Origin of the sequence: Bradyrhizobium sp. CCBAU 51745 (assembly GCF_028128715.1) — a bacterium.
Classification (GTDB): Bacteria; Pseudomonadota; Alphaproteobacteria; order Rhizobiales; family Xanthobacteraceae; genus Bradyrhizobium; species Bradyrhizobium manausense.
The window spans coordinates 278,108-297,916 of record NZ_LBJP01000093.1 but is presented as its reverse complement, the minus strand read 5'-3'; the positions used below and the strand labels follow the sequence as shown (position 1 = coordinate 297,916).

Here is a 19,809-nt window from a genome sequence, read left to right as displayed (position 1 = left end):
ATTGGCAAGTTTTTTCTTTCCCAGATTTAATTGCCATATATTGAATTTTAAAGTAACAATGCGGCTTGCTGACACGAGCGGAGAGAAGCGACCGGAGGGGCCGAGGCGGAGGACGCAACTTAAGTGGTCAACGCCTGCGCGAGAGGTTGGTTGTAATGGATGCTGCCGCACTGCTGTCGACGCTTCGATCCCGAGACGTGAAGCTGTGGATTGAGAATGCCCAGCTCAGGTGCAGCGCGCCGGTGGGTGCGCTCGACCTCGCATTGCGCGAAGCGCTGAAGGGCCGTAAGGACGAGATAATCGCCTTGCTGCGCCAGGCGGAGGCGCTGCAGAGCGGACCAGTCTCCATTGTTCCGATTAAGCCAGAGGGAAGCAGGCCGCCGATTTTCGCTGTATCCGGTCATGCTGGCGATGTCTTTTGTCTTTTGCCATTGGCACGCCACCTGGATGCTGCGCAGCCGGTTATCGGCATACAGCCACCAGGGCTCGACGGGACCGAACCTTTGCATTCCATCGAAGCGCTGGCACGCTATGAGATCGAGCAGATACGCCGGTATCGGCCTCACGGCCCCTACCGAATTGCCGGCCACTGTGCTGGCGGGACCCTTGCATTCGAGGTTGCACAACAGCTCGTCGCCGCGGGGCATGAGGTCTCCCTCCTCGCGCTCATCGGCAGCCCATTCCCCCGGGTGTTCGGGCGCACCTCAATGATGTGGGTTCGCCTTGCCAGCTATGCGACTGCGCTGGCGCCCGCAGAGTTCTTACGCAGACTGCGGCAGCGACTAGAGCGGCAACGAGCCCAAGCACTCATGGACCCCGCTGCACGAAGGGCGAGAGAACGGGTCGAAAGCGCCACCGTAGCGGCGGTCCGCAAATACGCGCCGCGCCCTTATCCAGGTCATATCGACCTATTTGTCACGGGCGACAAGTGGCACCGATCCCGCCAATGGGGACGATTTGCCCGAACCCTGCGCGAGCATCACGTTGGCGACTACCCCGTCAACGACCTCTTGCTCGGACCCAAAGTCGGCCTCCTTGCTGCTTCGCTTCAACGAAGGCTAGATCAACTTCAGAATTAGCATTGCATAATCCTTTTCACGCCGCGGATCTGGTCTTCGAGCAATCGATTTTTTCCAAACAATAGGACAAACATCGTGTGCGGCTTTGTCGGACTTTTCGAATTTAAGGAATCGCTGGAATTTGCGCGCGCCCGCGCCCTCGATATGGCCAAGACCATCCGACATCGGGGCCCAGACTGGAGTGGAGTTTACGTAAACGATCGCGCGGTGCTTGCTCACGAGCGACTTTCAATCGTCGATGTCGACCACGGCGCGCAGCCCCTCATTGATTCAAGCGCCCGCCGCGTGCTCGCCGTGAATGGGGAGATCTACAACCACCTCGCGTTGCGTCAAGAGCTGAAGCGCGCCCACCCGTGGACGACGAATTCAGATTGCGAAATCATTCTGTACCTATACGACGAATATGGGCCTGCCGTATGCAAAATGTTAAGCGGCATCTTCGCGTTTGCATTGTTTGACGAAAGGCAGAATGAATTTTTCATTGCCCGAGATCATCTCGGCATTGTTCCTCTCTATATAGGATGGGGCATCGACGGCACGAGCTACGTCGCAAGCGAAATGAAGGCGCTGGATGACGTATGCGAAACGATCCAAGAGTTCCCACCGGGCCACTATTACACAAGTCGCGATCGACAGTTCGTGAAGTGGTACGATCCCGAGTGGGCACACACGGTCCCCGAGCGAAAGGTGTCTTTACCGGCCCTGCGAGCTGCTCTTGACTCCGCAGTCAAACAGCAGCTGATGTGCGATGTCCCGTATGGCGTGCTCATATCAGGTGGCCTGGATTCGTCGCTGATCGCGGCAATCGTCGCGCAGCATCGCTTCAAGAGAATTGAAACGGGAGAAGTCGAGGAGGCATGGTGGCCGCGGCTCCACTCGTTCTCGGTCGGCCTCGAAGGGGCTCCGGACATGCAGTATGCACGGAAGGTGGCGGCGCACATTGGTACCGTGCATCACGAGATCGTCTTCACGATCGAGGAGGGCCTCGATGCCCTCAAGGACGTTATCCGCCATCTCGAAACCTTTGATGTCACATCGATCCGCGCGGCCACTCCGATGTACCTGATGGCCCGCAGGATAAAATCGATGGGAATCAAGATGGTCCTCTCCGGGGAAGGCGCCGATGAAGTGTTCGGGGGGTACCTGTATTTTCACATGGCCCCGACCGCCGAGGAGTTCCACCAGGAAACGGTGCGCAAGCTATTCGCGCTCAGCAAGTATGATTGTTGTCGCGCCAACAAGGCCACGGCAGCGTGGGGGGTGGAGACACGCGTACCGTTCCTGGACAAGGATTTTCTGGATTACGCAATGTCTATAGACCCCGCCGACAAGATGTGTCCGGGCAAAAGAATTGAAAAGTACATACTACGGGAGGCGTTTCGGGATCTCCTCCCGGAAGACGTCCTGTGGCGCCAGAAGGAGCAGTTCTCGGACGGAGTCGGGTACAACTGGATCGATTGCCTGAAGCAACAGGCGGCGCAAACAGTCTCCGATGAGATGCTGGCCCGGGCAGCCGATCGCTTTCCGAAGCAAACGCCGACCTCGAAGGAGGGATATCTCTATAGAATGATCTTTGACACCATCTTCAAGAACCCAACGGCTTGTTTGACTGTACCTGTCGGGCCGTCCATTGCGTGTTCGAGCCCCGCTGCGTTCCGTTGGTCGCAGGAGTTTACAAAGATGGATGATCCATCCGGCAGAGCAGTCAAGGGGATCCACGTGCGTGCGATCGATGCCATCTGACCAGCGCCAGCACCCGCAGCGATACTCTCGACAAATCGCGGCAGGTTGTTAGCGGGAGTTACGAGGCCCACTCGGATCTTTGACGATCTGCCGCGAGTCCACGCTCGAGCCGCCACCATTTCACCAGTTCGGCAAGACCTTTTTCGAGCGACATGGACGCACGGAAGTCCAGTAATCGCTCTGCTTTCCCAGTTGAGGCGCACCAACGCGGCACAGGGCTGGCGCAACGCTCGCGAGCGAACTCCGGGGCCAATCCGCGGCGCCCCATTATCTCTACGAGCACCTCCGCGAGTTGCGTCAGGCTAGTCTCCGTGCCGCTCCCCACATTGAATACCTCGTCGGTGACATGAGCCTTGGCCGCAAGTATGTTGGCGCGGCCGACGTCGCGTACGTGCACAAAATCCATCGTCTGCTGACCATCGCCAAAGATGATAGGAGGCCATCCCGCTTCAACTCGCTCCATCCAGCGAATCAGCATTTCAGTGTAGCGGCCGTGAATGCCCATCCGACTACCATAGACGTTGAAGTATCGGAGCGCGACGTAGTCCAGACCATACATCTCGTTATAGGCGCGCAACAGTCCCTCGCCAAAAGCCTTCCCCGCACCATGAAGAGTACGGTTCCGGTAAGGCGCTTCATGCTCCGTGGTTGGCAGCTCCTCTGCCGGGCCGTATACGGAAGCTGAAGAGGCCGCTATGACCTTCTCGACGTCGTGCTTCACACAAAGCTGAAGCAGTTCGAACGTGCCACTCACCATTACCTCCATGAAGAGGCGCGGCTCGGCAGCACAACGGGCATTCCGTAATGCGGCCTGGTGAAAGACTATGTCAGTCGACTTGGTCAACGCGGCCATCAGCTTGATATCACGCATGTCGCCATGTACCACCCGCACCGGCCCTCGAGTCAGCGCCCTGCGCAGGTTCTCCGGTCGACCCGTTAGCATGTTGTCGAGTGCCACGATCTCGATGCAGCCCTCCTCGCACAGCAGATCGACGATATGCGATCCGATGAAGCCGGAAGCGCCCGTGACGAGAATGCGCTTGCCCTTCAGATCACTCAACGCCACTCTCCTTTAGTCTGCGACTAGGCATCTAAAGCATCCTAAGTCGGATGTGTTCGCGACCCTCGCTTTGCAAGCCTTGGCGGTTTTCTCGATGATTACCAAGGTATCGGGACAAGCCATCGACATGAAGCGGGTCCATCTCGGTGATCAACATCGGAGGGACTACGCCCTCATCGGCATATCCTGCCAGATGCCGCGCGTATCGATGACGTCAAGATGACGGCGTTCAGCTAACGGGACCATCCTGAATTCATCGTGATCGACAAGAATGATGGCCACCTCACAGCTTCGTAGCGCTTCGTCGATACTCACAAAGCCGACCCGGCAATCAGCCAATTCCGGTGGCAACCGTCGAAGATTTGGCTCGACCACCTTTATGCGCGAACCATACTTTCCCGCTAGATGTAAAACTATTTCCAGCGCCGGGCTCTCGCGCAAGTCGTCGACATTGGCTTTGAAGGTCAAGCCACAACAGGCGATGTGGGCGTAAGAATTCTCCTCGATCAACGCCTCCGCACGCTCGATGACCGTGCGCGTCTTGGTCTTGTTCACCTCGCGGCTCATCCGCATGATACGCGCCAGATCGGGTGCAGAGTCGATTATGAACCAGGGGTCCACCGCAATGCAGTGCCCTCCCACGCCTGGGCCGGGCCGTAGCACGTTCACTCGCGGGTGGCGATTTGCAATGTCGATCACCTCCCACACGTTGATCTCCAACCTATCGCAAATCAACGAAAGCTCGTTTGCGAACGCGATGTTGGTGTCGCGGAAGGCATTTTCCGTCAGCTTCACCAGTTCAGCCGCCCGCGCCGTCGTGCCGACGCAAGCACCACGAACAAACATCTTATAGAAGCGTTGGGCGCGGCGTGTGCACGCCGTGGTGATGCCGCCAATGCAACGGTCATTGTTGGCAAGCTCGGTCAAGATGCGTCCCGGCAACACGCGCTCCGGACAATACGCGACGTAGATCGCGCCGTTCTCCTTGCCGTTGGTGCCGATGTGCAGGTCCGGCCTCCGTTCACCAATCCGTTTTGCGATTGCTTCAGTCGTTCCGATCGGAGAGGTGGACTCGAGAATTACTAGATTACCAGGTGTGAGAAGGTCGACGATGCTCTCGATGGCAGCATCCACGCTTGATAGATCCGGACGATTTTCTCCGTCAATTGGAGTCGGCACTGCGATGATGAAAACGTCGGCCGGCTGGGGCTTGCAGGAGGTCGCGAGCGCTCCACTCGAGACGACCTTCGAAACCAGCCCGTCCAAGTCGGGCTCAGCAATGTGGATCTTACCGGATCCGACGGTGTCCACGATGCGCTCGTTGGTATCAACTCCAACGACCCGTAAACCGCGGCTCGCGATCAGCGCAGCGGTCGGCAGTCCAATATAGCCGAGACCAAGAACTGCGACTTTGGCAAATTCAGGCATCGAGTAGGACCTTCACGATTCGCTCGCTCGCATGGCCATCCCCGAATGGATTGTGAGAGCGCGCCATTGATGCATAAATTTCATCGTCATCCAGCAGACGGAATGTTTCGCCCACAATTCGCTCGTGGCTCGCGCCGACAAGGCGGGCGGTTCCTGCCTCAATGCCTTCCGGCCTCTCGGTCGTGTCACGCATGACGAGCACCGGCTTTCCGAATGTCGGCGCCTCTTCTTGCACGCCACCAGAATCGGTTAGGACGAGATATGACAGAGATAGCAGACTGACAAAGTCGGTGTATTCCTGAGGGGAAATGAGCACGACGCGCGGGTGATTGGAGAACCTGCTAACGAACACGTCCCTGACGTTTGGATTCGGGTGAACAGGCAGAACCACCGCAACATCCTCTCGTGCAAGGATTGTCTCCAATGCAGTTGCGATGTTGAGAACTCCGCCTCCGAAATTCTCACGCCGATGACACGTGACCAGGATAATGCGGCGGTTTCCGTGGCACTGCCTAATCCCGTTCCATCGCGCCGAAAGCGCGGGATCGCCTTCAACCCTGGCCTTCGCGAGGATCAGCGCGTCAACGACAGTGTTGCCTGTCACATGAATACGGTTTTTCGGGACATTCTCGGATCGCAAGGCCTGCGCGGCCCGCTCGGTCGGCGCAAAATGTTGGTCCGCAATCGAGCCAACAATTTTTCGGTTCACCTCCTCGGGCCATGGAGCGAAGATATCTCCGCTTCTTAGTCCAGCCTCGACATGCGAGACTGGAATTCTGTGGTAGTAAGCTGAAAGCGCTCCCGTCATCGCAGTCGCCGTATCGCCCTGAACGATGACCCTTGTGGGCCTGACTTTCTCGAGCATGTCCCCGATCTGAGCCAATAACCGGGCCGTGAGATGATCGAGGGTCTGGTTGCTTGTCATTATGTCCAGATCGAAATCCGGTATCACTTCGGCCAACTTGAGAACCTGATCGAGCAACTGCCGGTGCTGAGCCGTCGCGCAGACGGTGATCGCGACGTCCTTTCTGTTTTCGGACTTCAGTCGATTGATCACTGGAAAGAGTTTGATCGCCTCCGGCCGGGTCCCCAGCAGGATCAGGAAATGCTTCTGCATCTCATCCTCCGACTCGGCTGGGCGGGAGTGCTCCTTGTACGGACGATCGCATGATCATCGCCTGCGCTAGCATGGCCGCAAACAGAGTATTCGTCCTTGCGTAACGCCACCACATGCGCCCGGGCTCCTGATAGATCCGATACAGCCACTCAAAGCCGAGTTGCTGGATGAGAACCGGTGCTCGTCGAACCACGCCGGACAGAATATCAAACGCGCCACCGACCCCCATAATGTAGGGTACGCCGAGTTCGTCGCGGTGAGCCGCGAGAAATCGCTCTTTGCGCGGCGTGGGCATTCCAATAAAAAGGCAGTCGGCCCCGCTCGATCGGATCTTTCGGACAATCTCGCGCTCTTCGCGATCATCGAAGTAGCCATCCGTCCAACCGGCGAAGACGAGGGCAGGATGCTTGTCGCGGACGCGACGAACGGCCTGATCGAGCACGGCGGGAGTGGCTCCCAAGAAATATGGTCTGAAACCATCCTCAGCACAGACCTTCAGCAATTCGCAAAGGAGGTCCACGCCAGCCACGCGCGAGGTGACCGGAAGCCCAAGTGCTCGCGCGGCCCAAACGATTCCCATGCCGTCGATGCCGACGATGTCGCTGCTCGCCACATCCGCGGCGAGCACTGCATCGGAGCGCATGTTGACGAACTTGGCGACGTTTAGTGCGACGTGCTGCAGTCGCTTTCGTGTCCGCATGGCTTGACGCCCAAGTTCAACGGTCTCGTCCATCGTGAGAATATCAATGGGGCAATCCAGAAAAGATGCACGCATGGGAACCCCTAATCCGACCGACCTAAATCAAAACATTATAGATTTAAATTTATAATACATATAATGTCCAGCACAATTTAATATGCAAGCGATCTAAAATCAGCGGAAAAATGAGGCGGCGAATGGCCGAGAAAAAGCCGGATACAAGCGCCTGGAGTAGCGGCGCCACCCCACCCAACATTAAACCGACGGTCTCGGTCATTATTCCGCATTTAAATCAAGCGGCGGCGCTGGAGATTTGCCTCTCGAGCCTCGATCGCCAGCTGCTGGACCGCGACAAGTTTGAGGTCATTGTGGTCGATAACGGTTCCGCGACAGTTCCGATCGAAGCCATTGCCCGGCACCCAGGCGCAACATTGCTCCGCGAGCTCACCCCGGGCCCAGGACCTGCACGCAACACCGGCGTGGATTTGGCAAGAGGCGACATCCTTGCATTCATCGACGCCGATTGCAGGGCAGACCCGAATTGGCTGAGCAGCATTGTCGACGCACTGACCGTGTCTCCGCCTGGCACGATCTTGGGGGGAGACGTTCGGATCTGGCACCCGGCAGAAACTGCCGTCGGCGCTATCGCTGCATATGAAAGCGTGTTTGCCTACCGGTTCAAACTATATATTGAACGGCACGGCTACTCCGGGACAGGCAACATGGCGGTCTTTCGTCGCGACTTCGAGCGCGTGGGCCGCTTCGCGGGAGTCGACGTCGCTGAAGACATGGAATGGGGACAGCGTGCGGTTTGCGCCGGCCTTCGCTTTCAATACACCCCAGGCATGATCGTCTATCATCCCGCACGCAATTCCCTGCGGGAATTGTACGCCAAATGGGATCGGCAAATTGCTCACTATCGAAACATGAGAGAACGAGATCCGGCATGGCGACTGCGCTGGATTGCACAGGCGCTGCTGGTATTAGCCTCCCCCGCATCGGGCGTCGTGACCATCATGATGAGCGACCGTCTCGCGGGTGGCGCGGCCCGCCTCAAGGCGACCGCCGTTCTCTGCGCGGTGAGGACGCATCGCGCCATTGCGATGTTTGCACAGCTGCGCAGTAGACGGTCTGTGATTTGGAACCGCTAGATCGTGTCTCGTTCCACGGAGATATCGCTAAACGCCTGATCGTGCGTAAGCTCGCGCACGTCGACACGTTGACCAAACGACCACAAGATCCAGCCAAGTTCGTAGCTGCGACATTCGAGGCGGAGCCGCACATCCAAATTGTCGATCAACCCCGTCTCGCGTCCCAAGTAGGCGTTCTTCAACGCGCGACACATCCTCGGAATCCTAGTTGTGTATTCCCGCGTGCGAACGTGCGAGCGCACCGTCAAGCCGAGTTTGGGCACAAGCATGGAGCGGCCGAGTTGATTCTGCCCGAGACCCCATTTGAAGCCGTTCGCTAGTGCCTCTCGTGCGCCTCGTACATTGTGGCGCTCCGCCCATTCCAACAGCGCGGGGCCCATGCCAAATTGATGAACGGAATAGATTTCGTAGAAGTCGAGTACGCGGCCAGTCGTCGCATCGAAGAACCAGGGCCATTCGCCTTGGGGCCCCTGGAGGGCGATCAGCTTGCGTACACACTTGTCTGCCAAATGAATGGCATAGCCATCTCTGACGAAATCTCCGTATTCATAGCAGCCCATGGCGAGATAAATCTGTGTCGCGAACGAAGCGAAGCGCCGCCGAAAGCCGAATGGCGTGTCAAAAAACAATCCCGATTCGCTCCGAAAGCGATGTCTGAGAAAACGGAACAGCGGATCGGCAAATACCGCCCACTCGTTCTCACCAGCTCGCGTTTGCGCTACCACCCCTATCAGCAGCATTCCCAAATCTTGGGCCCGGAAGCTCTTCCAGCGCGCCTGATCGGTCAAGATCGCTCTCACCTTCCGCTTCACCGGCTCAGGTAGCGCGAATCCGAGCTCGGCCGCAGCCCAAAGTGCCATGCCAAAAGCATATTTCGCAACCGGAAGCCGAGTGAGCTCATCGACGTTCCGATCGAATATTTGTGCCAGATCGATATCGTCCGGAATGTCCCGTACGCGCGACATGCCAAGGAGGACGTTGAGCGTGTAAAACACGTCGCTGTGCGGCAGAGACTCATTCGGCGAAGCACGTCCATCGAGATGATAGATGTGAGACCATCTGCCCTTCTCGGAGATCCAGCATTGTCGTAGACCCCTGAGAGCATAATCGATCATGGGCGCGTTGCGCGAGACCGGTCTGTTGACCGGGTGTCTCAAGGGGATGGCGCAGCCGTTCTGAGTTCTTTCCACCGGACCAACTTCCTTGTGTTAAGTTAGGACAGGCCGTGGACGCTCACCAGTTCGGTGAGGTACTTGCCGTAGCCACTCTTTTCCAGCGGAGCAGCCAGTGTGATGAGCTCGTTCCGGTCGATGAAACCTTGTCTGAACGCCACTTCTTCCGGGCAGCCCACCTTCATTCCCTGTCGATGCTCCAGCGTCTGCACAAAGCCGGCGGCTTCAGTGAGCGACTCGACAGTCCCAGTGTCTAGCCAGGCGAAGCCTCGCCCCATGCGCTCCACGTGAAGTGCGCCAGCCGCAAGATAGCGCATCTGCAGATCGGTTATTTCGAGCTCTCCACGCGCCGAGGGCTCGATCCGTCGGGCGTACTGCGCGACCCGGCTGTCGAAGAAATAAAGTCCCGTAATCGCCCAATTCGAAACAGGCCGTTTGGGCTTCTCCTCAATCCGCACCGGGCGATCCGCTTCATCAAATGTCACGACCCCGTACCGCTCCGGATCTCGGACATGGTACGCGAAGACGGTTGCTCCTTGCTCCCGTTCCGCGGCCCTAGCGAGCAGCTGGGTGAGACTATTTCCGAAAAAGATGTTGTCTCCGAGAATCATCGCTACACGATCGCTTCCGATGAAGTCGGCGCCCACGATAAAGGCGTCGGCAAGGCCGGCCGGCCGGGGCTGCTCCGCGTAGCTGAGCTGAATGCCCCATTGTCGACCGCTGCCCAGCAGCCGCTCGAATTGGGGACGATCGGACGGTGTGGTGATCAGCAAGATATCCCGAATGCCCGCCAACATCAAAGTTGATAGCGGGTAGTAGATCATCGGCTTATCATAAACCGGGAGCAACTGTTTGCTGACCACCCGTGTGATCGGATACAACCGCGTTCCGCTGCCTCCAGCTAGAACAATTCCTTTCAGCATCCGCTTCTCCCGCTGTGCTAAGTAGTTCAGTGAGGCAGACATCAAGCGAATGCTGCCAAGCTCCCAACCTGACCCCGAATAGGCGTTCAGCCTTGGACGAATCTAGGCGCGAATTCCGTGGCCTGCGCGCCGAGGTGGGGTACTCGTCCGTTGTGACCGCTTCGAGCTTGGGAACCGGGATTCCGCGACGGGAGAGCCCATCAAAGATCGCCTCTGCAAACCCATACCAAGACGTTTCACCTTGCCCGACGAGATGAAATATTCCCGCGCTCGTCCTTCGATCGATCGACGGTAGCCGCGCAATCACCTGGAGAAGACCCGTCGCCAAGTCGAACGCAGATGTTGGATTGCCAACTTGGTCTCGGACAACCCGAACGACAGGTCGCGTTTCAGCTAGGCGCAGCATGGTGCGAACGAAATTGGCACCGTACGGGCTGTACAGCCACGAGCACCTGACGATGGTTGCTAGTGGATGCGCTGCCAGCACCGCCGCTTCGCTCGCCAACTTCGAGGCGCCATACACGTTCAATGGGGCTGGAATATCGGATTCATCGTAAGCGTCGGGCTTGGTGCCGCTGAATACATAGTCGGTCGAAAGATGTACGAACGGAATGTTCATCTGCCAAGCGACGTCAGCCAACGCAGCTGCACCGTCGCGATTGACGCTGAACGCTTTGGCAACTTCACTTTCTGCTTGGTCAACCGCAGTATATGCAGCCGCATTGATGATGACAGATGGCCAGATCGACGCGACGAGCTTGTCGAGGTCCTGGCGGGCTTCTAAATCGAGGTCCGGCCGCCCGAGTGCCACTATCGGCCGCCCTTGCTGGCAAGCAACCTCACGAAGACACCTGGCCAACTGTCCTTTGCGGCCCGTGACTAGAATGGGTCTCTGCGCCATTTTGCGTCCTCAATCTTGGCCAGCCAGGAGACCTAGACGTTCTCCGCCATAGATCGCCCAGCGAGCGCGCCTCATCAGTCGACGCGTGCGTAGTCGGAACCGGATTTGCCACGCAATTGAACGTCGGTCGCAATATCTCCTGGCCGCCTCCAATAATGCGAACGTGGCAACGGCAGTACCAACCGACACACTGCTGAGGCGATAATGCCGGGCCCCCCGGTTACCAAGACAGGCATCGCAGGCTCTCCAATCACTCGACGAGTTGAAGGAACGCCACTCTCGGCTTGGCAATCATCGGTCTTCGTGTCTCCAGCCGTTGCAGTGCGCAACCTCGTGTTCGCGGACGCGCGCCTGATCTTCCATTGAGCTCACCCGGCCGATCTTGGGAACAATAATCAAACATCCTCCAGAGCCCCACATAGAGCAGCCGAAGATCTGCTTTCCTTCGGCGGCTGCCGCACCGAGGGTCCGACAGAGCAAATCGATTTGCGGAAGAGACAACTCTAGCTCCACCATTCCGGGGGGAGCGGGTGCAATCCAGGCAGGCGGCGGAGATTGAATATCGATCATTTCACACCCTCCCGAGACGCGCGCTCCGGTCGGAGCCGTGAAATAATGAGGCTCACGGCCACATTTAACTCACACGCGCCCTACCTCATTGAATTTCGCCACGCTTTAAATCTAAACAGGAAACAAAATAGTTCAGAAAACACCGATACTTGACGCAATCTCAACGAAGCTCGGCGCGCCTTCGTCATTGGATGGCGATCTTAATAACAGATTAATATTTAATTTTGCAACTGGATTTTTATAATATATGTTTTAAATACCAAATGGGCAGCAGCCTCCCCCTGCACTGTCGCAATGACGGCGCCATCCGCTTCAAAGGTACCCGATGCTCCAGAGCAATCTTCTACACACCGAGAGAACGCGCGTCGCGCTGAGCGGTCAGAGTTTCGATCAGCCGGACAGCGGCGGATTTGGAGACCTTGTAAAACTTGCAGTTAGCTTTTTGAGGCGGCAGTACATCGTGATCGCTGTTACTGCCGTCCTTGCATGCGCCGCCAGCGTGCTTTACTTGCGATTGGCTTCTCCTACCTACACGGCGCAGGCCCAGGTTCTGCTTGGAATTCCCAGAGCACAGTTCGTGCAGCAACAGTCTCTTCTTGCCGAACCGGCCTTCGACGTCACTCAAATTGAGACGCAGCTTCAGATCCTGAAATCAAAGGCGATCGCGACCAAGGTCTTCAATCAATTGAAGCTTGCCGACGACCCAGACTTCAGCGGATCTAGTTCATCACTGCTTTCGTCGTGGCAGTGGGCTCGAGCTCAGATGTCGTCTTCGAAAAATCCTCCTCCATCGGATACAGAGGACGATCCGTCCGAAGCGGCTCTCGGGGTTTTTCTAAATCGACTCTCGGCAAATCGCGTCGGCGTGAGTAACGTAATCGAAATCAGCTTCAGTTCGAGTAGCGCTCCACGGGCGGCTGAGATCGTGAACGCGGTTGCTAACGCCTATGTCACCGATCAGCTGGACGCGAAGTTCGAAGCCAATCGGAGGGCAACGAGTTGGTTACAGGAGAGAATGCACGATCTTGGCGAGCAGGCTCTCACTGCCCAGCGCGCAGTCGATACATACAAGGCCCAGAACAACATCGTCGCCTCCGACGGCAAATCGATCGACGAGCAACTGATCACCCAGCTCAACACTCGATTGGCCGCCGCGCGGGCTCAAACCTCAGAAGCCAGCGCGAAGTTAACCCGCTACGAATCTCTTCTCAGCTCAGATCCAGCAAGGCAAGCACCGCTCGGCGGTCTCGATGGTATCGGAACAGACGCAACAAACAGTACAATTCTAACGAATCTCCGCCAGCAATATCTTGAACTCGCGCGCCGCGAGGCCGAGTTAGCTGGTCGGGTCGGTCGCGACCACTTAGCTGTCGTGAACATCCGCAACCGAATGCGGGAGTATCGAACCTCCATGTTCGATGAGGTCCGGCGCCTCGCCGAAATCAGCCGAAGTGAGGCCGAGCTTGCCAAGCAAAGACAACAGGAGATTGAGAAGCAGCTTGCCGAAGCCGTGTCAAAATCTCAATCGGTGAATTCCGCTGAACTCACGATTAGAGATCTGGAAAGCCGCGCAAAGGGCTTGCGCAGCTTGTACGAGAGCTTTCTGCAGCGGTACATGGGTTCAACGCAGCAGGAGACATTTCCAATTTCGGAGGCGCGGGTGATCTTTGGCGCCTCCCCGCCTCAAAGCAGGAGCAAGCCAAAAACCAACCTCGTACTGGGCCTCGGGATGTTCGCAGGGATCGCTCTCGGAGTCCTCCTGGGGCTCCTGCGGGATGTCATGGACGGGGTCTTTCGTACGTCATCCCAGATCGAAGCCGGCCTCGAGCTACCCTGCTTGTGCCTCGTACCGGCATTGCAAGCTCCAAAGCCCTCGAAATCGCCTGCCAAGTCTTCGCAAGCGGAGGAAGACCTGCGCTCAAGGACGATCTCCAACGTTCCGGCGATTCATCGCGCGGTAGTCGAAATGCCGCTCTCCCGCTTCACCGAAGCTATCCGTTCCATCAAGCTTGCGGTGGACCACAGCCCGGCGAAGACTTCGAACCAGGTGATCGGGATAACCTCGGCCCTTCCCAATGAAGGCAAGACAACCATCGCAGCATCTCTGGCCCAGCTGATTGGGCACAGCGGAAAACGGGCCATCATTGTCGATTGCGACCTTAGGAACCCGTCCTTGACCGCAAGTATCTGTCCAAAAGCTTCCGCAGGCCTCATCGAGGTTTCCAATGGCAGTCGCTCGCTCGAGGAAGTCATCTGGCGAGATCCGAAGACCAATCTCGTCTTCCTTCCGGCCGTGCGCCGCGGAGCACTATTTCATACAAGCGAGATTCTTTCCACGGAAGCCATCTGCAAGCTATTTGAGCGTCTGCGACAGACGTATGATTATGTGATCGTGGATCTTCCACCACTCACCCCTCTGGTCGACGTGCGTGTAACATCTCCGCTGGTTGACTGTTACGTTCTCGTGGTCGAATGGGGACGCACGAAGACCGATGTCGTTCAGCACGCCCTGCACACTGCACCGACCATTTCGGATTCGGTGATCGGAGCGGTTCTCAACAAAACCAACATCAAAGCAATGGCTCGCTACGACGCGTCTCGCAGCGACTACTACAACGACAGTCATTACATTCGATATGGCTTTTCCGACTCCTGAAACCGCAAACAAGGCCAGAGCGAAGTCCGGTTATCGTTGATTAAGCCGACCTCCGCCAGCAGTACGGGGATGGTCTCTCATGATTTCCCGATTCACATTCTTTGCGCTACTCGTGGCGTTATCCTCGGCCATCGCTGTGTCCGAGGGCTTTAGAAGCCCGATTGTCGCATCGGTCATCATGGCACCCTCGCTTCTGGCAGCGAGCGTTTTGGTCCCGTCATCTCTCCTCGCTCGCTTTGTGAAGGTGCTGAATCCCCTCTCGATTGCGATCCTTGCGGCGCCGATCCTTTGGATGATTTTGCAGCTAGTTCCTGTTCCGGTGCAAGGCTGGGGTAACTCGATCTGGATAACTGCATCGGCTGCATTGAACGAACCGCTGGCCGAAAGAATCACGGTAGACATCCGGGCCACGGTGCTCTCGCTTGTTCAGTACAATGCCGTTTTAGCCACCGGTCTTGTCGCGGTGATCGTGGCGCTCGACAGACAGCGGGCTGCCGATTTCCTCTACGTCCTATTGTGCATCGCGAGCTGCGGAGCGGCGATATCACTGCTGTCGTGGGCCATGGAGTTCCGAAACGAGTTCGCGCCCGCATCAGAGGGCGGTCATGTCGCCCCTGTGTTAGGTACTCTGCTATCGTGCGCAGCTATCCTGCGCGAATTGGACGACGCGCGCCGCCGGCGCGAGCCCCGACCAGCCTTTATCCCCGCCAATTGGGCGTTGCCCGTGGCCCTTGCGTCCTTGTTGGTCTGCCTGCTGACTCTTGTTCTCCGCGAGACCCCCACCATCTTCATTGCCACTTTGCTTGGAGCGGAGCTGCTGCTTGCGATTCCAATCATTCGCAAATGGTCCTTGGGAATCTGGGGCAGTACCGGCGTCTTCGCAACAGCTACCCTGATCTTCGTTGCGTTTTTTACAGCCATCCCGGCCAAGAAGGATACGGATCTGACGATCGCGATAGCGACCCAAAGCCAGAGCGCAACCGAGCGGATGCTCCAGGATATTCGACCGACGGGGTTCGGGGCGGGCTCGTTCGGTTCAGTGCTACCAATCTATCGGGACATTGGCGTAAGCTCCATTCGCGAGCGCCCGACCGACGCGGCCTCAATCGCAATAGATATGGGACGGGTATTCTTCTGCGGCCTGCTTCTGGTCGTAGCGGTGACTGCCTGGACGCTGGTGAAGCGATCTCTGTCGCGCGGGCGCGACTATTTGTATCCTACGCTAGGCGCAGCAGCAGCGGTATCGGTAGCGGTAATAAGTCTCTCCACCGGAGGGCTGACGGATTTAGGCCCATCACTGCTACTTGCCGGCCTCTTTGGGTTGGCATTCGGGCGGAGCTTGGCAGGTGCGGGGCATGAAACCAATTGTTCGCCGCCGCAAGAGCCGATCGATCGTAGGCACCTCCGATCAACTCTTCCGGCGCAGATGGGGCATCGCGTCCTCCTGGTTTTGCTAGCCGTAGCGCTACTGTCGCAAACGATTTGGCTTCTTGCGGACCCGCGATATTCCGACGACGCGATCCCTGTTTCGGCCGGCCACATCCTGAGAACAGTTATGCTTACGGCGAGTTTGAGCGAGTCAGCGCAGGAGGAACAATCCGACCGCTGGCTTGTCCGTCGCAATTTCAACACAGGCGATCTGCTGTCAACGAAATCTCGCGTGACGGCGAGTCCCTCAGCCCTCCACCTGCTCATATCGCAGCTGCACTCTTCGCCGCTGCGTGGCGAGCTCTGGCTCCTCCTTGCGGCTGCCTCGGCCGAGGCCGAGAAGCCCAGGTATGACATGGCCGGGCTCCTTAAGATGTCGTATTACACGGCTCCTAACGAGGTCGAGCTGTTTCCACTGCGGCTTTCTTTAGCGCTGTCCCGCGATGGACTCGTTAGAAACCCAGAATTGCGTGACCTCATCAAGAGGGACATTGAAATTGTCCTGACGCGGCAGCGCACTCTCGAACCAGCGCTCATGGCGGCCTACCGATCCGCCTCAGCGGGCGGCAAAGTTTTCGCCGAGAATCTCATGTCCGGACTGAATGCCAGCTACTCGCAGCAGAAGAAAACGGACTAGCGCTAGGCCGCGCCGGCGATGATTCTCGATTTTTGACTTGAACAAATTAAATCAATTGGTTAATATAAATTAAAATTTTTCGGCATTTAAAATTTTAGTGTTCCTGGTGATGAACTTCGTCAACCGGCATATTGCGGAACAAGACTGCGAGGCGGCCCGGACGCGCTTGCCGTCCTCGCTATCTTCCGGGCGAAAGTGGCCGATCCGGTACGACTCCATCGAACTTGCGGTCGTCGCTGCCGACCTCATGGCTATTTTGGTCGCGAGCCTTTTGTCCTCGCTGGTCAGCGACATCCGCACTGGCTGGACCATGACTGAAGTGGAGCAGAGCGTTGCACACGCGCTGCTTGCGGCGAGCTTTTTCGGTTCCGTATCAAAATTGAAGGGCCTTTATGCGCCCCCCGAATTGCTTGTGCTGGGCACGCAGATTCGGGGGGTTTGTCTAGCCTGGACCTGGTTGATTCTGTTGGCGTTGGCGGTGGATGCCTTGAGCATCTCTCCGCAATTCTGCCGGGGCGCTGGTCCATTCTTCGCTGTCTTCGGTCTCGCTTGCCTGATTGCCGAGCGATGCCTCTTCAGGGCCCTTCTACTTAAAGGTCTGAGTGGCCGAAAGTTTGCCGGGACAACCATCGTTCTCATTACGGATCAACCGCTGTCCGAATATGCTGGGTTGTCACAGAGTCTTGCAATACTCGGCTTTAGCGTAGCTGGCCGATTCACCCTGCCTCCGATCGGCTCCAGTGCCGCTTCTCGAAAGCGACTGAGTGCGCGAGTGATTGAGCACATTCGCGGTTCGATGATCGATGAAATCGTCCTGGAGGCAAATCCGGAGCGGTGGCCTGAGTGGCGCGCGCTTATGGCGGACCTGAAAGTTCTGCCAATTCCGATTTTTTTTGTGCCCGTCGGTGCGACTTCAGATTTGCTCCGTCATCCTACGCGGCGCATCGGTGGAGCCGTCTGCATAGAACTCCAGCATGGCCCCTTGTCGTTTATGGCAAACGCAACAAAGCGCGCTATCGACCTATTCGGCGCCGGACTTTCCTTGATTATTCTGGCTCCTTTCCTGGCCTTGGTTGCGCTGGCAATCAAGGTTGATTCTTCCGGGCCCGTTTTATTCAGGCAACAGCGCTGCGGTTTTAACGGCCATAACTTCTTAATCCGGAAGTTCCGTACCATGAATGTGATGGAGGATGGGCCTGCTGTAGTTCAAGCAATCCCCGCAGATCACCGCGTCACACGCGTTGGAAAATGGCTGCGCCGCACCAGCCTGGACGAGTTGCCGCAGTTGCTTAACGTGCTCGACGGGAGCATGTCGCTCGTTGGCCCGCGCCCTCACGCCTTGGCGCACGACGGGCAGTTCAATAAACTCTTGCGCAATTATGCTTTCCGGCGCCGCGTCAAGCCCGGTTTGACCGGCTGGGCCCAAATTCATGGATGCCGGGGTCCCACGCCTAATTCAGCTGCAATCGAACGACGCGTTGAATATGACCTGTGGTACATTGACAACTGGAGCTTGCAACTCGACCTGGCAATCTTGTTGCGGACGCCCCTTGAGGTGTTCAGAGGACGCAATGCCCTCTAGCCAACATTATCCACGGACCACGTCAGTACCGCAGAGCCCGCGCGCCGACCGGGACCTAAGCTCGCTGGCGGGCTTTCCCGCCGGCGTCGCTGATCTGGAACTCTTCGATCTTGCGTCCGGATTTCATTGCAGCCACCAACCAGCGCGGCCGCTTGCCACGACCGGACCAAGTTTCCGACGTTTGAGGATTCCGATATTTTGGAAGTACCCGAGGATACCTGCGTCGCGGCTTGTCGTCCGGAACTCTTTCAAAAGAACTCGGGTCCCGCGGCCCTCGTGCTTCTCCATTAAGCACGGCCAAACGCTTTTCCAGCTCCTGCTTTTCGGCCTTGATCCGGGCCGACAAAATGCCACTGATCTCTTCGTGGAGCACCCAAAGATCGTCAAGGGACATGATCTCTAATTCAAGCTTCTTCGGGGACATGTCACCACCCTATAGTTGTACCTCGTTTATATCCCCAGAGAGGACATTAATCAAGCGACAGACAAGCATTATCCAAAGCGAAATATGGAACCAAAAGAAATGCACAAGTGAAATACCGGCGGCCCGACCATTAATCAAGGGCAAAAAATGCCGAGGCCTGCACATTAACAGCGCAAGGCACACATGTCACGTGCACCCCCCGGCCTAAAGTCACCGTCCGGATGGAACGCCTAGATCCGCGGGCCGGCGAGTTGCGGAGGCCAGCCAGCCGAAGGCCTTCGGTGTACTCGACTGCGGCGCCGGGCCGTTGTCCGTGGCGCTTGTTGGGGCGCGCAGCCTCTACAGGACCGCAGCCGTGATCGAATGACCGCCATATCCCTCAGGGCCCGGAGCCGCAACTGGATTTGCACCTCCAGTAACTCGATGTCCCTGCAACGCGCCGGAGGCATGATTAACTCGGCCATGCAGGCCTTCAATTGCGAAAGGGGCAGATCGACCACTCTGATTTTTGCGCTGTGCAACACGGCAAACCTCGCACGGCCATTATCTAAAAAATAATTATCGCATATTCTCTTAAATCAATTATATTTAAATCTATTCGGGACGTCAATTTGAAATGGGGATTTCCTTGCTTGCCTACTTTCCATCGGAGCACGACTTCATGTCGACATCGGCACGATGAAGTTGGAGGCAGCAGAACATCGATAAGGGCAGGATGCGCAAGGAAGATCTTGAGGCAATGGACTTCGAGGAACTCTGGCTCCTTCACGAGGAGCTAACGAAGGTACTTGCCGAAAAGATTACAGCGGAGAAACAGGAACTCGAAAAGCGCCTTTCGCAGCTCTATCGTCTAGACCAAGCAACTCCGGACGAGCGAACTCTCGACCCGAGTGCACCAGTTCGACGCAAATATCCAAAGGTCATACCTAAATACTACAACCCGCTTAGACCTTCCGAGACCTGGTCCGGGCGCGGAAAACAACCGCGATGGCTGGTTGCGGCGCTGCAATCGGGACATGCGCTCGAGGAATTCAAAATTCCGGAAAAAACAGAGGTTACCGATACAAGCACGAACGAGCAGGAGCATTCGTGAAGCGCGCGCTTAGTTGCCCCGAGCGTCACTCGCGTTGGTGTTTAACGACGCAGCCGCGCGCGGCGCTCAATCCAAAATCGAGTTTGCGTCGAGCGATAAAGATCCTGATAAAGATCCTTGGGCCACTCCTAGAGCACAGCACTCA

General features: G+C 57.1%; 16 protein-coding genes. 7 read left to right on the top strand and 9 right to left on the bottom strand.

What is annotated here, in order from left to right:
• Positions 1-155 precede the first annotated feature (155 nt).
• Both XH98_RS37700 and asnB read left to right on the top strand, forming a co-directional pair.
• A complete protein-coding gene (locus tag XH98_RS37700) occupies positions 156-1,079 on the top strand; it encodes a thioesterase domain-containing protein (RefSeq protein ID WP_271621560.1) in 924 nt (307 codons plus the stop codon).
• Between the two features lie 75 nt (positions 1,080-1,154).
• The gene (gene asnB, locus XH98_RS37695) at positions 1,155-2,822 is read left to right on the top strand and encodes an asparagine synthase B (RefSeq protein ID WP_271621559.1); all 1,668 of its coding nucleotides are present in this window, start codon (positions 1,155-1,157) and stop codon (positions 2,820-2,822) included.
• Between the two features lie 58 nt (positions 2,823-2,880).
• Here the strand turns inward: asnB and XH98_RS37690 are convergent, their stop codons facing one another.
• The 4 genes from XH98_RS37690 to XH98_RS37675 form a co-directional block, all read right to left on the bottom strand.
• On the bottom strand, positions 2,881-3,873 hold the full coding sequence (locus XH98_RS37690; RefSeq protein ID WP_271621942.1) for an NAD-dependent epimerase/dehydratase family protein: 993 nt from the start codon (positions 3,871-3,873) through the stop codon (positions 2,881-2,883).
• Between the two features lie 174 nt (positions 3,874-4,047).
• The gene (gene wecC, locus XH98_RS37685; protein ID WP_271621558.1) at positions 4,048-5,310 is read right to left on the bottom strand and encodes a UDP-N-acetyl-D-mannosamine dehydrogenase; all 1,263 of its coding nucleotides are present in this window, start codon (positions 5,308-5,310) and stop codon (positions 4,048-4,050) included.
• Positions 5,303-6,427: a non-hydrolyzing UDP-N-acetylglucosamine 2-epimerase gene (gene wecB, locus XH98_RS37680; RefSeq protein ID WP_271621557.1), complete on the bottom strand. Its 1,125-nt coding sequence runs from the start codon at positions 6,425-6,427 to the stop codon at positions 5,303-5,305. Before wecB ends, wecC begins: the two co-directional genes overlap by 8 nt.
• Position 6,428: 1 nt before the next feature.
• Complete coding sequence (locus XH98_RS37675; RefSeq protein ID WP_271621556.1) at positions 6,429-7,202, bottom strand: WecB/TagA/CpsF family glycosyltransferase; 774 nt, start codon at positions 7,200-7,202, stop codon at positions 6,429-6,431.
• A gap of 122 nt (positions 7,203-7,324) precedes the next feature.
• Here XH98_RS37675 and XH98_RS37670 point away from each other — a divergent pair, with 122 nt between their 5' ends.
• Positions 7,325-8,278 (top strand): glycosyltransferase, encoded by a 954-nt coding sequence (locus XH98_RS37670; RefSeq protein WP_271621555.1) that lies wholly within the window; start codon positions 7,325-7,327, stop codon positions 8,276-8,278.
• On the opposite strand, the gene XH98_RS37665 is transcribed toward XH98_RS37670, so the two are convergent.
• From XH98_RS37665 to XH98_RS37650, 4 genes are all read right to left on the bottom strand, one after another.
• Positions 8,275-9,393 carry a hypothetical protein gene (locus XH98_RS37665; protein ID WP_271621554.1) on the bottom strand — a complete coding sequence of 373 codons (1,119 nt, stop codon included), beginning with the start codon at positions 9,391-9,393 and terminating at the stop codon, positions 8,275-8,277. The two genes, XH98_RS37670 and XH98_RS37665, sit on opposite strands and share 4 nt — an antisense overlap.
• A 98-nt stretch (positions 9,394-9,491) precedes the next feature.
• On the bottom strand, positions 9,492-10,373 hold the full coding sequence (rfbA, locus tag XH98_RS37660; RefSeq protein WP_271621553.1) for a glucose-1-phosphate thymidylyltransferase RfbA: 882 nt from the start codon (positions 10,371-10,373) through the stop codon (positions 9,492-9,494).
• Positions 10,282-11,274: a dTDP-4-dehydrorhamnose reductase gene (gene rfbD / locus XH98_RS37655; protein WP_271621552.1), complete on the bottom strand. Its 993-nt coding sequence runs from the start codon at positions 11,272-11,274 to the stop codon at positions 10,282-10,284. The genes rfbA and rfbD overlap by 92 nt, the downstream gene beginning before the upstream one ends.
• Before the next feature lie 291 nt (positions 11,275-11,565).
• Positions 11,566-11,844 carry a hypothetical protein gene (locus tag XH98_RS37650; protein ID WP_271621551.1) on the bottom strand — a complete coding sequence of 93 codons (279 nt, stop codon included), beginning with the start codon at positions 11,842-11,844 and terminating at the stop codon, positions 11,566-11,568.
• 325 nt (positions 11,845-12,169) lie between these two features.
• On the opposite strand from XH98_RS37650, the gene XH98_RS37645 reads away from it, so the two are divergent.
• The 3 genes from XH98_RS37645 to XH98_RS37635 all read left to right on the top strand — a co-directional run bounded on the left by XH98_RS37645 (position 12,170) and on the right by XH98_RS37635 (position 18,147).
• The gene (locus XH98_RS37645) at positions 12,170-14,500 is read left to right on the top strand and encodes a Wzz/FepE/Etk N-terminal domain-containing protein (RefSeq protein ID WP_271621550.1); all 2,331 of its coding nucleotides are present in this window, start codon (positions 12,170-12,172) and stop codon (positions 14,498-14,500) included.
• Between the two features lie 79 nt (positions 14,501-14,579).
• Complete coding sequence (locus XH98_RS37640) at positions 14,580-16,565, top strand: hypothetical protein (protein WP_271621549.1); 1,986 nt, start codon at positions 14,580-14,582, stop codon at positions 16,563-16,565.
• A gap of 109 nt (positions 16,566-16,674) precedes the next feature.
• Positions 16,675-18,147 carry an exopolysaccharide biosynthesis polyprenyl glycosylphosphotransferase gene (locus XH98_RS37635; protein WP_271621548.1) on the top strand — a complete coding sequence of 491 codons (1,473 nt, stop codon included), beginning with the start codon at positions 16,675-16,677 and terminating at the stop codon, positions 18,145-18,147.
• Between the two features lie 55 nt (positions 18,148-18,202).
• Here XH98_RS37635 and XH98_RS37630 read toward each other — a convergent pair whose 3' ends face one another.
• Positions 18,203-18,571 carry an H-NS histone family protein gene (locus XH98_RS37630; protein WP_057747606.1) on the bottom strand — a complete coding sequence of 123 codons (369 nt, stop codon included), beginning with the start codon at positions 18,569-18,571 and terminating at the stop codon, positions 18,203-18,205.
• Positions 18,572-19,286: 715 nt separating this feature from the next.
• Between XH98_RS37630 and XH98_RS37625 the strand changes: the two genes are divergently transcribed.
• Entirely contained in the window at positions 19,287-19,664 is a 378-nt protein-coding gene (locus XH98_RS37625; protein ID WP_271621547.1) for an H-NS histone family protein, read from the top strand.
• Positions 19,665-19,809: the final 145 nt, after the last annotated feature.

What these genes read in the sequence shown, in the direction of transcription:
- wecB (WP_271621557.1), bottom strand. Translation starts at nt 6,427, where the DNA reads ATGCAGAAGCATTTCCTGATCCTGCTGGGGACCCGGCCGGAGGCGATC.
- XH98_RS37700 (WP_271621560.1), top strand. Translation starts at nt 156, where the DNA reads ATGGATGCTGCCGCACTGCTGTCGACGCTTCGATCCCGAGACGTGAAG.
- XH98_RS37640 (WP_271621549.1), top strand. Translation starts at nt 14,580, where the DNA reads ATGATTTCCCGATTCACATTCTTTGCGCTACTCGTGGCGTTATCCTCG.
- XH98_RS37635 (WP_271621548.1), top strand. Translation starts at nt 16,675, where the DNA reads ATGAACTTCGTCAACCGGCATATTGCGGAACAAGACTGCGAGGCGGCC.
- XH98_RS37675 (WP_271621556.1), bottom strand. Translation starts at nt 7,202, where the DNA reads ATGCGTGCATCTTTTCTGGATTGCCCCATTGATATTCTCACGATGGAC.
- XH98_RS37670 (WP_271621555.1), top strand. Translation starts at nt 7,325, where the DNA reads ATGGCCGAGAAAAAGCCGGATACAAGCGCCTGGAGTAGCGGCGCCACC.
- XH98_RS37645 (WP_271621550.1), top strand. Translation starts at nt 12,170, where the DNA reads ATGCTCCAGAGCAATCTTCTACACACCGAGAGAACGCGCGTCGCGCTG.
- XH98_RS37650 (WP_271621551.1), bottom strand. Translation starts at nt 11,844, where the DNA reads ATGATCGATATTCAATCTCCGCCGCCTGCCTGGATTGCACCCGCTCCC.
- wecC (WP_271621558.1), bottom strand. Translation starts at nt 5,310, where the DNA reads ATGCCTGAATTTGCCAAAGTCGCAGTTCTTGGTCTCGGCTATATTGGA.
- rfbD (WP_271621552.1), bottom strand. Translation starts at nt 11,274, where the DNA reads ATGGCGCAGAGACCCATTCTAGTCACGGGCCGCAAAGGACAGTTGGCC.
- XH98_RS37630 (WP_057747606.1), bottom strand. Translation starts at nt 18,571, where the DNA reads ATGTCCCCGAAGAAGCTTGAATTAGAGATCATGTCCCTTGACGATCTT.
- XH98_RS37665 (WP_271621554.1), bottom strand. Translation starts at nt 9,393, where the DNA reads ATGATCGATTATGCTCTCAGGGGTCTACGACAATGCTGGATCTCCGAG.
- rfbA (WP_271621553.1), bottom strand. Translation starts at nt 10,373, where the DNA reads ATGCTGAAAGGAATTGTTCTAGCTGGAGGCAGCGGAACGCGGTTGTAT.
- XH98_RS37625 (WP_271621547.1), top strand. Translation starts at nt 19,287, where the DNA reads ATGCGCAAGGAAGATCTTGAGGCAATGGACTTCGAGGAACTCTGGCTC.